We start from the raw sequence: 13,650 nt of genomic DNA, 5'->3' as shown, positions 1-13,650 counted from the left end.
TTCAGGGGTGACTTAACAGCCACGTCAGTAAAGCCAGTGGTAAATAATCGCTCAATTCGGTGCGTAGGATACGGAGTGCCTTGCCAATCTGATTTTCGACCGTTTTCACCGAAATTCCCAATTGATCGGCAATCTCCTGGTATTTCAGTTCGTCGAACCGACTTAGCGTAAAGGCCAGCCGGCACTGTTCGGGTAATTTTTGGATGGCCGTCTGTATCCGGTCGGACAGTTCGTCGCCCAGGAGCGCCTGTACCGGTGACTCCGCTGTCGTGTCGCCCGTGTAAAGCGTATGCTGCCGGTGTTCGTCGCGGATGGCAAGGTGCTTGATCCGGTTCAGGCACCGATTGTGTACGGCCCGAAATAGGTACGACTTCAGCGATGTTGTAATCAGCAGCCCTTCACGCTTTTCCCAGAACGCGAGAAACATAGCCTGCACTTCTTCTTCGGCATCGTCGGCATCGGGCAGAAATTGGCGGGCGTACCGGCATAACGGCGCGTAGTGCAGCCGAAAGACGGTTTCGAAAACGCGCTCGTTGCCCTGCCGAATAGCCGCTAATACGTCCTCTTCAGTTGGTTGCACTGACGTAGGGGGGTGAGTGGTTGGATACGGCAAAGCTATCATTTTCGCTACAGATGCGCCTGGTCTGTCCTAAGACACCTAGTTATCGGTAAACCCCTACGCCCGCCGAAATTAATTTTCACTTCTCCATTGTTTGTGGCCATATATGGTACGAATCGGTTCAATCGTTATTTGTATACGAGCTCAAATGCAGGTGGTCCAGTGCATAACTAATTAGGATTCATTCTCGCCATGAATGACAAATACAAGTTGATTGCAAATTAGCTAACGTCAATACGGTATATGAATTTTTATGCAGACTGAGTTCCGAGTTTTTATCGTCGATGACGAAGCCGACTACCGGTTTTTGACTGGTCAGGTTTTTACGCGTTTTTTGCCCCAGTACCCCGTTCGATTCTTTACGTCTGGTAGTGAATTACAACAGCATATACTGACCGAACCACCCGAGCAGCCTGCCCTGATTATCCTGGATCTGCACATGCCCGTTCTAAACGGTCACCAAACATTGCGGTATTTAAAGCAACATCCGCAGTGGCGGCATATTCCGGTCGTTATGATGAGCAATACCGTTGATCAGGCCGAAATCGCTTCCTGCTACGAAGCAGGCGTTAACTCATTCCTTGGAAAACCGGATGGACTCACGCAGTTCCAGACGCTCTACGAGTCAGTATGCACATATTGGCTGGTTCTCAATAAACTGCCCAAAAACAAGGTTAACCTTAGTAAGTAGTTCAGCCGACTACTTCTTCTTGACGTTTCTCGTTTACTTACCCGGATCACTTTACAAAGGCATCGCTCCTACTGCCCTAAGCTGGGCGCTCCACGCTACGTAGCTCGGCCAGCCGCCCATCAATCTGACGCACGATCTCCAGAAAATCGGCGGGGTGCTCCGTATAGTCCAGCTCGTTCACATCAACAATCAATAATTCGCCGATGGTGTAAGCAGCCACAAATTCTTCGTAAAGCTCATTCAGGCTGCTCAGGTACTCGTCGCTGATTGACTGTTCGAAGGAGCGGCCACGCTTCCGGATCTGCCGGCGGAGTTTGGGTAAATCGGCCCGGAGGTAAATCATCAGATCAGGGGGGCGGACCAGACTCATCATGTTTTCGAATACGCCGTAGTACGTCTGGTAATCACGCTCGCTCAACGTACCCAGCAAATACAGGTTACGGGCGAAGATAGACGCGTCTTCGTAGATGGTCCGATCCTGGATAACCGATGTTTGTTGTTGCCTGCTAAGGTCCAGTATCCGACGCATCTGCGCAAACCGGCTGTTCAGAAAGTAAATCTGAAGGTTAAACGCCCAGCGGGGCATGTCTTCGTAGAAATCGGACAGGTACGGATTTCCATCGACGGCTTCGTACAAAACCTCCCAGCCATAATGCCGGGCCAGCAGTTCGGCCAGCGTTGTTTTGCCAGCGCCAATATTTCCGGTTATTGCAATGTGCATGCGGTAGCAGTTAAGTGGTCGCCCTTCCTCGGCTTCTGAGGCCGGACAACGGAAAGCAAACGACTAAATTAGGGAACGAACTTCAACGAAATGGGTTTATTTTTGTAGGAAATTTCAAGAGTTGTGAACAAAACGAGCGATCGGCAACCGTAACGATTGCTTTTTCACGCATCCGCTTTCGACAATGAAACCATATCGCGTTCTTCTGTACTATATCTATTCGCCCATCGAGAACCCCGACCAATACCGCGAGGAACATCATTTGCTATGTCTGCAACTAAACTTGCTGGGCCGTGTGATTGTCGCGCCCGAAGGGTTGAACGGAACTGTTTCCGGCCTGACCGCCGATTGCGAAGCGTACATGGCCGCTTTACACGCCGACCCGCGTTTTGCCGGTATTGAGTTTAAAGTGGACGAAGCGGATGACCATACTTTTCAGAAACTTCACGTTCGGATCAAAAGCGAAATCGTCCATTCCGACCTTCCTGTCGATCCATTGCGGCAGACCGGTCAGTATCTGGAGCCCGACGAGTTTAAAAAGCTTAAAAACGATCCCGACGTTGTGCTGGTCGATATGCGGTCAAACTACGAACACGCGGTCGGCAAGTTCAAAGGAGCCATCACGTTCGATATGGAAAATCTGCGCGAGCTGCCAGAGCATATCCACGAAATCGAACACCTCAAAGACAAGAAAGTCATTACGTACTGCACGGGTGGTATCAAGTGCGAAAAAGCGTCGGCTTACCTGCTGGCCCAGGGTTTTGAAAACGTATACCAGCTGCACGGTGGCATCATCAAGTACGGCATGGAAGCGGGCGGAGAAGACTTCGATGGGCAGTGTTACGTCTTTGACAACCGCGTAACGGTTCCCGTTAACCACATCAACCCCGAAACGATATCGACCTGTTACCGCTGCGGTAGCCAAACCAACCGGATGATCAACTGCGCGAGTCCGGTCTGCAACAACCACGTTACGCTGTGCGACGACTGCGGTCATGAACACCAGGGTACCTGCTCGGACGACTGCAAACAAGACCCGGCACTACGGCCTTACGATGGAACGGGTTATTACGGCAAACAAACCCAAAGTTACTCGCCAATGCAGGGTTTCGTTAGCCAGCGGGGTCAAAAGAATACCACACCCTTGACATTAACGAAAGCAGACTAAGCGTTTATTTCTGAACGACTTCACGTATTCGATACGTCGGTTTGCGTCCACCTTCAAAATAGGTTCGCATCTGCATTTCGGCAATCAGGCCAAAGGCAAGCAACTGTAATCCGCCGAGAATCAGTACGGCTACCAGGGTTAGCCAGGCGGTTAGGTTGAGTGCTTCGCCCATCAGTTTCTGGACGAGGATGTAAACACTCACTACCAGTCCGGTTAGCAGCGAAAGCGCAGCTGCGGGGCCAAACAACCGCATGGGTCGGCGGAAATACCGTTGCAGGAATAGGACAAGCAGTAAATCGTTCAATACGGGACCAATGCGTCCCAGACCGTACTTGGAAACGCCGTGGATACGGGGATGATGCCGAACGTCCATCTGTGTCATGCGGCTTCCTTGCATGGCGGCCAGCACGGGAATGAAGCGGTGCAGCTCACCATAAAGCCCCAAAGCCTGGGCCACCTCCCGACGAAATACTTTGAGCGTACAGCCGTAATCCTGTAGGTAAACTCCCGTCAGCCACCGGATCAGCGCGTTGGCCATTCGACTCGGTAGTTTGCGCAGGAGCATGCCGTCCTGTCGGTTGGCCCGATTACCCGCCACCACATCCCAGTTGCCGCTTTGCGCATGTTGTAGCATCACGGGAATATCAATGGGATCATTTTGCAAATCGCCGTCCAGCGTCGCGACATACGTACCGGTTGCGGCATCAATACCGGCGGCAAGGGCCGTTGTCTGTCCGTAATTACGGGCCAGAATTATCAGCTTCGTCTGGGCATCAGCCAACTGCCGGACTTTGGCCACGGTTTCATCCCGCGATCCATCATCCACCAGAATCAGTTCGTACGAAAGCGTCGCCAGGGCGTCACGAATACGGTCCAGCAGCGGACCGACGTTATCCGCTTCGTTGTACAGCGGCACGACAACCGACACCAGCACAGGAGCCGTCATACCGAAGCGGAATTACGGGCGGGCTGATTAACCAGGGATTTGCTCATGCTATAATCGTTCATCCAGTACGGACCGATGGCAATATCCTCTTCGCCGACCACCCGAAAGCCTACCTTTTCGTAGAAGGTCCGCGCTTTGTTGTACCGATTCACATTCAGCAGCAGTTCCTCGCCACCCTTTGCCCGGCATCGATCTTCAACTTCAGTGAGGAGCGCTCGACCCAAACCGCTTCCCTGCGTGGCGGGCAGCACGTAGATCTTATGCAATTTAAACGATTTATCGTCGGGTCTGTACGCCGAAAAAGCCGCAAATCCGCGTAGTTCCGGCGCCTGATCGTCATGCTCCACTTCGAGCAGCACAAACGTATGACCCCGTGTAGTCATCTGTTCCTGAAGCGCTTCGGGCGAGTACATCATCGTAAACATGTACGCGATCTGATCGGGCGCCAAAATGGATCGGTAGGTCGGTTCCCAAATCTGTTCCTGCAACCGGATAATGGCCGGGATGTCGTCGGGCGAAGCAGTACGAAGTTTAAACGGCACGTTTGGTCTATTTACGTAGTTTTGTAGCAAATATACTAAGTCCATCAATAGCACTGTGTGGTGGCACCTACCCTGCCGATCAGCGACTGTTGACGGATACCGGACGATTAGCAACTTTTTATGGCCGAACATAAGCCTCTGATTTTAGTAACGAACGACGACGGTATCACCGCCCCCGGCATTCGGACACTCGTTGAATTGATGAAAACCCTCGGTTCAGTGGTGGTGGTCGCCCCGAACAGCCCCCAGTCGGGGATGGGACACGCCATCACCATTGCTCATCCGATTCGACTGTACCCCTCCGACATTTTCGGCGATGTACCGGCTTACGAATGTTCGGGTACGCCCGCCGACTGCGTGAAAATAGCCAAGAACCACGTTTTGAAAGATCGCGCTCCCGATCTGGTGGTAAGCGGCATCAACCACGGCAGCAACTCGGCTATCAGTGTTCTGTATTCGGGTACGATGTCGGCAGCCATCGAAGCCGCCATTGAAGGCATTCCCGCCATCGGCTTTTCGCTGGGCGACTTTACGCGGCAGGCCGATTTTTCGCATACCCACGAGCACATCCTGGCCATTACCCAAACCGTGCTGGAACGCGGCATAAAACGCGGTACCGCGCTGAACGTCAACTTCCCGGCCAAAGCAGCCGAGCCGCTGAAAGGCATTCGGATATGCCGTCAGGCGCACGCCAAATGGCAGGAAGTGTTCGACGAACGGCGCGATCCGCACGGACGCCGGTATTTCTGGCTGGCGGGCGATTTCGTCAATTTCGATACCCACGCCGAAGACACCGACGAGTACGCGCTTTCGCAGAACTACACGTCCGTTGTCCCCTGCCAGTACGATCTGACTTCGTACGCGATGGTAAACGAGTTGAAGAATTGGAACTTATAAGAATTTACGGTGTAATCAGAATACATCGTATAGCACACCGTAGACTATGGCTCTATTAGGCAGTATGCTCAAAAACGGTATTCGGTTGACCAATGCCGTCCGGCTGCGTAAAACGAATCCGTTCAAGCAACAGCGCAAAGCGTTCCGTAAACTCGTCAGCAAAGCACGCTTTACGGAGTTTGGCAAGGCTTATCATTTCGAAGAATTACTCAGTTCGGCGGAGTTTGGAACGCCACGCGAGTTCTACGAGAAATACAAACAACTCGTCCCCATCCACGATTATAATTCGATGTTCGACGGCTGGTGGAAACGGTCGTTGGCGGGCGAAAAAGACATTGTCTGGCCAGGACGGGTAAAGTATTTTGCGCTTAGCTCGGGCACTTCGGAAGCGGCCTCGAAATACATTCCGGTTACGAAATCGATGTCGAAAGCCATCCAGCGCACCAGCATCCGCCAGATTCTGACGCTGGGCCGCTACCAGAACCTACCGTCAACGCTGTACGAAAAAGGGTATTTGATGCTGGGAGGAAGCACCCAGCTGAACGCACGGGAAGGCCACTACGAAGGCGACCTGAGCGGCATTACGGCCAGTCAGATTCCGTTCTGGTTCCAGCGTTTCTACAAACCCGGTCGGGAAATCGCGCAGGAGCGCGACTGGGCGCTTAAACTGGACGAGATCACCGAGCAGGCGGGCAGTTGGGACATTGGCTACGTGGTAGGCGTTCCGGCCTGGATTCAGCTGCTGATGGAAAAAATCATCGCTCGCTACAACGTGAAAACGATTCACGATGTCTGGCCGAACCTGATGGTTTTCTGCCACGGTGGCGTGTCGTTTGAACCGTACCGGCAGGGATTTGAAAAACTTCTCGCCCACCCCATCACGTACATCGAAACCTATCTGGCGTCGGAGGGATTTATTGCCTACCAGTCTCATCCCAACGCGGAAGGCATGCAACTGGTCCTTAACAATGGCTTGTTTTTCGAATTTATCCCGTTCAACGAGCAAAATTTCTCTTCCGATGGGGAGCTGGTAGCAAAGCCCCAGACGCTGATGATCGATGAGGTCGAGGAAGGCAAAGAATACGCCTTGCTGCTATCGACCTGTTCGGGAGCCTGGCGTTACCTGATCGGCGATACCATCCGGTTTGTCAGTAAAAAGCGCTCCGAGATCGTCATCACCGGACGGACCAAGCATTTCCTGAGTCTATGCGGTGAACACCTGTCGGTTGATAACATGAACAAGGCCGTTGAGCTGGTATCGCATGATCTGGGCATTTCAATCCGGGAATTTACCGTTGCGGGCGTATCCTACGACACGTTGTTTGCGCACCACTGGTACGTTGGCACCGACGACGCCGTTGACGCCACGGATCTCCGCGACCGAATCGACGCCAAGTTAAACGAGCTTAACGACGATTACGCCGTTGAACGTCGGCATGCCCTGAAAGAAATTACGGTGACCGTACTGCCGGTCAAAACCTTTTACGATTGGATGGAATCACGCGGCAAAATGGGTGGTCAGCACAAGTTCCCGCGCGTTCTGAAAAAGAACCTGATTGCCGAGTGGGAGAATTTTTTGAAAAACGTATGACGTAGCATGTGTACCGTATGATACAGGGCACTTTATCTACCGCTGTATCATACGGCATACAGGCATTGCTTACCAGTTCATTGCTTTTGACAGTGGTTCCAGTAAGCGCGAATAGGCAATATTGATCGCTCCAAGCAGAAACACCACACCGGTCGTCCGGTTAAAGATCGTAACAACGCGGGGCGTAAAAAATCGTTTGAGTCGGTTGGCATAATAAGCCAGTGCCGTTTCTGTAACGAACACGCCGACTAGACTGGCAGCCATGAAAGCGTACTGCTGCCCTACGCTGTAGTGCAGGTGCGACCGGATGTAAGCAACAATCGCCACCCACGACACGAAGTTGACGGGATTAAGCGCGTTCAGAAAGAAACCCGTTGTAAAGTAGTAAACAAAATTACCAAAGCTGGTTTTGGGATACGCCAGCCGGGGGGTGCCTTTGAAGATATTAACCAAACCCATTGCCGTCAGAAACAAGACTCCGACAAGGGCCATCAGGGTTTCAAAACCATCGATTTTCGGGAGAAAGGCCGTACCCAGCAGAGCGGCCAAAACAAACAGCGTATCACCGGTAATGACGCCTAAAACAATTTTCAAGCCCGAGCGAAAGCCATTATCAACGCTGTTCTGAATCAGGGCAAAAAAAACCGTACCGAAGGTCAGGCAAAGGGCAACGCCAACTAAGAAACCAAAAAGAATAGGTAAAAACACAGATAGAAGCTGGTTTACGGTTTTTGAATGCAGATGCATGGTTCTATTAAACCATACGACATAAACCGGTAACTATAAATAACAGACGGTGTTTAGATTCCTCGCAGCCGGGCAACGATCAACAGGCCACTAACGCTGAGCGCATCGGTAATCCGACTCGTCATAGCCATCTCAACGGCTTCGGCCAAAGGCAGCTTCCAGATACGCAGGTCTTCGGTCTCTTCGGGTTCGTGGTCTCCCTGCGCAAGGTCTTCTGCAATGTAAAGAAACCCTTCCTCATCAGTTGCCGAATTGGAGGTATGGATACGGGCAATTTTAGTCCATTGGCGCGCTTCGAGCCCCGTTTCTTCGCGGAGTTCACGCTTAGCGGATTCGAGTGGATCGGTACCGAGCGGTGAGCCACCTTCCGGTATTTCCCACGAGTATTCGTTTAAGGGATACCGATATTGGCCGACCAGATACGTGTTGCCTTCGGCATCAATCGGAATAACACCCACCGCTTTGTTCTTAAAGCTCACAACACCGTAGATACCCGGTGTACCGGCGGGTGTAATGACCTCTTCGTGTCGAATTGAAAGCCAGGGATTTTCGTATTTAACCGACGATTCCAGCGTCTGCCAGGGGTTTTCAGTCTCGTTCATAGGGACGAAAGTACAAACAATACGGCTACGAATTGCTACCTTTGTCCTTTTCTAACCATTGTCCGTAACGCTGGATGAGCACCCACCAACGCACAAAATACCGCTGGATGAGCGTGTCGCTGGGACTAAGCATCGTCTTGCTGATCCTTAAGTTTACCGCTTATTTTCTGACCTATTCGACGGCCATCCTCAGCGATGCAATCGAGTCGATTGTCAATGTCATTGCCAGCGGATTTGCCTTTTACAGTATCTATCTGGCTGGTCAGCCCCGCGACCAGAATCACCCGTACGGTCACGGGAAAATTGAGTTTTTGTCGTCGGGTTTCGAAGGCGCCATGATTTTGTCGGCTGGTATTGTCATTTTCTGGCAGGCTATTCTTAATTTTTTTGAGCCCAAAGTGCTCAGCAACCTGGATGTGGGTTTAGTACTGGTGGGGCTGACGGCGCTGGCGAATGCCTTTGTTGGCTACATGCTCATTCGGTCGGGCAAACAAACCGACTCGCTGGCGCTAACCGCCGATGGGCGTCATTTACTTACCGATACGTTCAGTAGTATCGTGGTTATGATCGGCGTAACGCTGGTAGCGCTGACGGGCAAACTCTGGATCGACACTGCGCTCTCCTTGCTGCTTTCGTTTGCCATTGTTTACAACGGCTTTCAACTCATTCGCCAGTCGGTGGCCAGGCTCATGGATGAAACCGATGCACCAACCCTCGAACGGGTAACCGCTTTGCTGAATGTGCATAAAGACCGCACCTGGATCGACGTACACAACCTGCGCGTGCAGAAGTACGGCGCTGACCTTCACGTTGATTGTCACCTAACGCTACCGTATTACTGGGAGCTGACGCAGGTGCACGATGAAGTGCATCATTTTGAAGACACGCTCAAAGACGGTTTTCAGGGCGAAGTAGAGATCTTCGTGCATACTGACCCCTGCGTGAAGGAGTGCTGTCACTACTGCCGGGTAGCCGACTGTCCGGTAAGAGCCTCTGCTTTTCTGCGGGATGTAGACTGGACAGCCGAGAATCTACCGTTAAATCAGAAACATTTCGTCCCCTTCGAAATAGCAAACCAGTAATTCTTATCTGTTTCTCTGATAATCAACCAGATGCATAAGGTAGGCTCGAATAAATCTTGGGGCCGAGCAACCGGCTATTTGACGTCTTAAATATTATTTACCCAAAAAGTTGTATTAATTCTTTTTATTTACCAATTTTGATCCACTTGCTTCTCGCTTGAAGAGTAGCGCCGACATTACTTTTTTCAATTCAGGTTGTATTCAAATACGGGTAAAAGACGCCTTCTTCTGACGAATTGAGGGCGTTTTTTCTTTATAGGTAAGACATCTTGGCTAAACCTCCCCAAAGCCATACTTAGTAAACGGTTGTAAACGGCCCGGTTGACAAGCTTCAAGCGCGGTCTTCAGTCAGCCATTGAAAACAGACATCCTACCCTACAAAATGCGCATCAAGTGGTTATCAAGACAGCATCAAGAACACATAGGTACGGTACATACACATCCATGGATCAACCGGCCTGATCATTCAAGCGATGTACTTAGTGCTGAAGACATGAATACCATAGCCATTAGTGATCCGAAACCGAATCATTATATACTTACATGTGAAACTTAATTCCATGTAATTCTAATAGCACTGTTGAATCGTCCACACCAAGCATTGATTGTCAGTAATTTTTTCAGTGTCAGCGTTAAAATGAAAACTTTTGGCGCTAATACTTTTAACTCATTTATTACTATGAAATACCTTATTATACTACTCTCACTACTAAATATTAGCTTGTTCGCTCAAGTCCTTCCAAAGACTGAAATTAAGGATAAAGAACTAACAACGCATTTACGTACTTACATAGCTGAATGTAGGCTATTGAATCTAATTAAAGATTCAACAGGTATCGTTGTTCTACAACATAACCGACAGCTAAATGGGCACCAACTTCTGCTAAGTCTTATTGACAAAGAACGTCACTCCTACTTCACAACCCGTTGTGTTCCATCCCAATACGCTTACTTTGATGGTGTCCTCGTATTAATTCGTTCCGGAGTTGAGAACAAATTACAGTTTTCCAAGGCTTACTACGAAGAGATAGATAAGATCGTTGAAGGGAAGTTCCAGCGATTAGAAGAGGAAAGAGGGCTTATCGTTGTCTACGAAAAGACCCCTGATGGAAAGGTACACAGAACACGACAAGCCACAGGAGGAAACGTCCATAACGACGTACGAATTGAAGTATCTGCGGATGGGCAATCTAAATTATATAGGGACATATAGCTTCTAGCTTCACTTCAATACATGTACCATTATAGCTCCTTTTGTGTGGCAACTACTTAATCCCGATTGACTTTCTTCGTCGGGATTTTTCTCTGTATCAGAAACGATATCCTACGCTGACCCCCACAGAGGATAATGTGCCCAATAGACTAGCTCTTGCATCAGGAGTTAGAAAGTTGGTGGTTACTCCAGCTCTGAGACCAACGATCAAATTAGGAGTTATTAAGTATTCGTAATCAGTTTTCAGATTGGCTCCAACGTTGAATTCAGAACTATATACTCTATTGAAGGTAAGATTTTCGATTTGCTGACCATTGGTTGTTGCCGATAAATTTGTGACATCACCATTGCGTTGATACCAAACAGACGGACCTAGACCGATTCGAAAAGCGTGCCTTTCTTTTTTGAGAATACTGTATAAGATGCTCGCATCACCCACTACGCGCTGGGAATGGTTCCCCTTGTAGTAATAATCAAATGGCGAGAATTTTTCTTTGCGATAATAGTTGATGTAACCTACACTAATCTCATAGTCCCATCTACTTAACTTAATCTGTTCACTATAGATATATGAATACTTCACTGCCTTGGCTTGTCCAGATGCATTACCGCCTACGTGATTAGCTTCAATGGCTACACGAAACGATTTTGAAGGTATTTGATACTGGGCAAAAGACACATTGCAAATCGTAAATAAAAGAAAAGACAAAATCGATTTTTTCATAGGAACTAATTTTTAACTTCTAGAAAAATGCATGCATCGCTTTCACTCTAACGACTGGCAGAAAGTGATGCATACGAACGTTGATACAAACTTCCTAAAATCGTGCGATTATTACCCGTCTAAATCAACACCTTTAATTCGTCCCGCGTCGGCAGCGTCTTATTGTCGTCTAACTCGATCTGTACCCGAGCGAAGCCTTGTGGTCACGGGTGTCAACAGCCTACTGCCACTCGTTGAAACTCTGGGAATTGATATAAATTTTGTTTTCCAAGTTAACCACCTTATAATTCGACTTTCTGGGTCAATCGTATTGAGGCCGTTTCTATCAACAATAGCCTCTTTGAAAGGCTTTTCATTGTCTATACTCCATCCTTGCTTGCAGCTAGTCCCAGCAGCGTCTGGTTATCTTCGCCGTAAATAGGAAGTGCGTTTGAGTTGGCTTTTTAATCGCACTCATCAGTTCCTGATCGTTTCTAAGGGTGTCCAGCTTCTTGTGTTGAGTTAATGGCTCGGGTTGATACCTTCCAACGGCCGGTTTTCAGGCTCATACCACAGATATGAGCCTGAAAACCGGCCGTTATGAAAACGGCAAAATTTTCTGTCTTGTCAGTCAGATACTTTTCTGCATTTACCCCTACCTGAATGGTTCGAAACCGCTTTGTTATAGTAGATGATTGTCCTATTCTTAAACCTCCCAAACTTTTTACTTGGTCCAGTATCATCTCAGAAAGAAAAAATTTGAAGCATTTTTCATGGTTTTTACGGCTCTTGTGCAAAGCAATCTTCCTGAAGGTTTTACGATTTACCCCATTCGTGCTTATTCAGAAACTATGCAGAAATTTCTGGCGTTGACGAAAAAAAAAAAAAAAATCGTTGTAATGAAAAAAGTAGCTTTCCTATCCCTCTTTTTTGCCAGCCTGTTTCTACGTCCGGCTCTTGCTCAAACGGCACAGCGTATCGCTGTTGATAAAGCCACGTTTGCCAATCCTCTACCGGTACAATTTGGCGATCCTTACATCTTGCTCTCAAAAGGTACGTATTATATGTACGGTACGGGCGGAGGTGCCGACAAAGGTTTTGCGGCTTATTCGTCAAAAGATCTTATGAAATGGAAGGCCGAAGGTCAGGTTTACTTCCACGATAATAAAAATGGCTGGAGCGACCCGAAAGCGAACTGGGGAGGTGCTTACTGGGCGCCTGAAGTGTATGAGGTTAATGGTAAATTTTACCTGTTCTATAGTGCTCAGTGGAAGGAAAATCCCACCCAGGAAGCCGAAAATTTTCGCATCGGTGTCGCCGTCGCCGACAAGCCAACTGGCCCTTTTATCGACCTGGCCAACAAGCCCGTTTTTGATCCTGGCTATCCCGTTATCGATGCCAATGTGTTTTTCGATACCAACGGCAAAGCCTATCTCTATTTTTCACGCTGCTGCTACAAACACCCGGTTGAAAGCGAAGTGGCGGATCTAGCGCGTAAGAACGGTTGGTACAAGGAGATTGAAGAAAGTTGGGTGTACGGTGTCGAACTTAAGCCTGATTTTTCCGGCGTCATCGGCGAACCGGTTTTACTCCTGCGCCCCCCCGTCCAACTCAGCGATAAACAGTCTGAATGGGAAAGCCGGTCGGTTACAGCCCGCGAAGTAAACCGCCGATGGACCGAGGGTTCTGTGACCTTCAAAAAAGACAATACGTATTACATCATGTACTCAGCCAATCATTTCGGCGGTCAGTATTACGCCATTGGCTACGCGACGGCTAACTCGCCGTTGGGTCCGTTTAAAAAAGCGGCTAACAATCCTGTTTTGCAGAAAAACAGCGACAAAGGAGGCCAGGTGACGGGTACCGGGCATAACAGTGTCACGTACTCACCGGATGGTAAAGAAATGTTTTGTGTCTACCACGGCAGAACCGAAAAAACCGGCGACGAACGGGTTGTGTTCATCGACCGTATGCAGGTGAAAGACGGCAAAATAACGATCTCAGGACCCACTACAAAGCCTCAAAAACAACCCTCGGGCGTACCTGCGGCAGTCACGAACAAGTAGGCCGCCAACGTAATAAGCCCGTGTACTGTCAGCACGGGCTTATTGAAGACTATTTTTATCCA

General features: G+C 49.3%; 14 protein-coding genes. 7 read left to right on the top strand and 7 right to left on the bottom strand.

Translation table 11 applies throughout. The annotated features are described in order from the left end of the window. Position 1 precedes the first annotated feature (1 nt). Positions 2-580 carry an RNA polymerase sigma-70 factor gene (locus LQ777_RS11810; protein WP_232562725.1) on the bottom strand — a complete coding sequence of 193 codons (579 nt, stop codon included), beginning with the start codon at positions 578-580 and terminating at the stop codon, positions 2-4. A 292-nt stretch (positions 581-872) separates the two neighbouring features. On the opposite strand from LQ777_RS11810, the gene LQ777_RS11805 reads away from it, so the two are divergent. Then, a complete protein-coding gene (locus LQ777_RS11805) occupies positions 873-1,310 on the top strand; it encodes a response regulator (protein WP_232562724.1) in 438 nt (145 codons plus the stop codon). A 76-nt stretch (positions 1,311-1,386) separates the two neighbouring features. On the opposite strand, the gene LQ777_RS11800 is transcribed toward LQ777_RS11805, so the two are convergent. Then, a complete protein-coding gene (locus tag LQ777_RS11800; protein WP_232562723.1) occupies positions 1,387-2,031 on the bottom strand; it encodes a deoxynucleoside kinase in 645 nt (214 codons plus the stop codon). Positions 2,032-2,215: 184 nt separating this feature from the next. Between LQ777_RS11800 and trhO the strand changes: the two genes are divergently transcribed. Beyond that, entirely contained in the window at positions 2,216-3,199 is a 984-nt protein-coding gene (gene trhO / locus LQ777_RS11795; RefSeq protein WP_232562722.1) for an oxygen-dependent tRNA uridine(34) hydroxylase TrhO, read from the top strand. A gap of 4 nt (positions 3,200-3,203) precedes the next feature. On the opposite strand, the gene LQ777_RS11790 is transcribed toward trhO, so the two are convergent. Both LQ777_RS11790 and LQ777_RS11785 read right to left on the bottom strand, forming a co-directional pair. Further along, entirely contained in the window at positions 3,204-4,145 is a 942-nt protein-coding gene (locus LQ777_RS11790; protein WP_232562721.1) for a glycosyltransferase family 2 protein, read from the bottom strand. Further along, positions 4,142-4,687 (bottom strand): GNAT family N-acetyltransferase, encoded by a 546-nt coding sequence (locus LQ777_RS11785; RefSeq protein WP_232562720.1) that lies wholly within the window; start codon positions 4,685-4,687, stop codon positions 4,142-4,144. Before LQ777_RS11785 ends, LQ777_RS11790 begins: the two co-directional genes overlap by 4 nt. Before the next feature lie 120 nt (positions 4,688-4,807). On the opposite strand from LQ777_RS11785, the gene surE reads away from it, so the two are divergent. Together surE and LQ777_RS11775 are read left to right on the top strand one after the other, a co-directional pair. Continuing rightward, positions 4,808-5,584 (top strand): 5'/3'-nucleotidase SurE, encoded by a 777-nt coding sequence (gene surE / locus LQ777_RS11780; protein WP_232562719.1) that lies wholly within the window; start codon positions 4,808-4,810, stop codon positions 5,582-5,584. Between the two features lie 46 nt (positions 5,585-5,630). Then, a complete protein-coding gene (locus LQ777_RS11775; protein WP_232562718.1) occupies positions 5,631-7,175 on the top strand; it encodes a GH3 family acyl-acid amido synthetase in 1,545 nt (514 codons plus the stop codon). Between the two features lie 69 nt (positions 7,176-7,244). On the opposite strand, the gene LQ777_RS11770 is transcribed toward LQ777_RS11775, so the two are convergent. Continuing rightward, positions 7,245-7,883, bottom strand: coding sequence for a LysE family translocator (locus LQ777_RS11770; RefSeq protein ID WP_232562834.1), 639 nt, complete (start codon positions 7,881-7,883; stop codon positions 7,245-7,247). 92 nt (positions 7,884-7,975) lie between these two features. Continuing rightward, on the bottom strand, positions 7,976-8,524 hold the full coding sequence (locus LQ777_RS11765) for an NUDIX domain-containing protein (protein ID WP_232562717.1): 549 nt from the start codon (positions 8,522-8,524) through the stop codon (positions 7,976-7,978). Positions 8,525-8,598: 74 nt separating this feature from the next. Between LQ777_RS11765 and LQ777_RS11760 the strand changes: the two genes are divergently transcribed. Further along, positions 8,599-9,606, top strand: a complete 1,008-nt coding sequence (locus LQ777_RS11760; RefSeq protein ID WP_232562716.1) for a cation diffusion facilitator family transporter — start codon at positions 8,599-8,601, stop codon at positions 9,604-9,606. 679 nt (positions 9,607-10,285) lie between these two features. Further along, positions 10,286-10,819, top strand: coding sequence for a hypothetical protein (locus LQ777_RS11755; protein WP_232562715.1), 534 nt, complete (start codon positions 10,286-10,288; stop codon positions 10,817-10,819). A gap of 97 nt (positions 10,820-10,916) precedes the next feature. On the opposite strand, the gene LQ777_RS11750 is transcribed toward LQ777_RS11755, so the two are convergent. Continuing rightward, positions 10,917-11,543 (bottom strand): hypothetical protein, encoded by a 627-nt coding sequence (locus LQ777_RS11750; RefSeq protein WP_232562714.1) that lies wholly within the window; start codon positions 11,541-11,543, stop codon positions 10,917-10,919. 878 nt (positions 11,544-12,421) lie between these two features. On the opposite strand from LQ777_RS11750, the gene LQ777_RS11745 reads away from it, so the two are divergent. Beyond that, on the top strand, positions 12,422-13,588 hold the full coding sequence (locus tag LQ777_RS11745) for a glycoside hydrolase family 43 protein (protein ID WP_232562713.1): 1,167 nt from the start codon (positions 12,422-12,424) through the stop codon (positions 13,586-13,588). Positions 13,589-13,650 lie beyond the last annotated feature (62 nt).

The organism is Spirosoma oryzicola, from assembly GCF_021233055.1.
GTDB lineage: Bacteria > Bacteroidota > Bacteroidia > Cytophagales > Spirosomataceae > Spirosoma > Spirosoma oryzicola.
The sequence above is the reverse complement of the archived record's forward strand: the minus strand, read 5'-3'. Positions and strand labels throughout refer to the sequence as shown.

Coding starts and splice junctions, on each gene's coding strand:
- LQ777_RS11805 (WP_232562724.1), top strand. CDS start 873: ATGCAGACTGAGTTCCGAGTTTTTATCGTCGATGACGAAGCCGACTAC.
- LQ777_RS11790 (WP_232562721.1), bottom strand. CDS start 4,145: ATGACGGCTCCTGTGCTGGTGTCGGTTGTCGTGCCGCTGTACAACGAA.
- LQ777_RS11750 (WP_232562714.1), bottom strand. CDS start 11,543: ATGAAAAAATCGATTTTGTCTTTTCTTTTATTTACGATTTGCAATGTG.
- surE (WP_232562719.1), top strand. CDS start 4,808: ATGGCCGAACATAAGCCTCTGATTTTAGTAACGAACGACGACGGTATC.
- LQ777_RS11800 (WP_232562723.1), bottom strand. CDS start 2,031: ATGCACATTGCAATAACCGGAAATATTGGCGCTGGCAAAACAACGCTG.
- LQ777_RS11745 (WP_232562713.1), top strand. CDS start 12,422: ATGAAAAAAGTAGCTTTCCTATCCCTCTTTTTTGCCAGCCTGTTTCTA.
- LQ777_RS11765 (WP_232562717.1), bottom strand. CDS start 8,524: ATGAACGAGACTGAAAACCCCTGGCAGACGCTGGAATCGTCGGTTAAA.
- trhO (WP_232562722.1), top strand. CDS start 2,216: ATGAAACCATATCGCGTTCTTCTGTACTATATCTATTCGCCCATCGAG.
- LQ777_RS11775 (WP_232562718.1), top strand. CDS start 5,631: ATGGCTCTATTAGGCAGTATGCTCAAAAACGGTATTCGGTTGACCAAT.
- LQ777_RS11760 (WP_232562716.1), top strand. CDS start 8,599: ATGAGCACCCACCAACGCACAAAATACCGCTGGATGAGCGTGTCGCTG.
- LQ777_RS11755 (WP_232562715.1), top strand. CDS start 10,286: ATGAAATACCTTATTATACTACTCTCACTACTAAATATTAGCTTGTTC.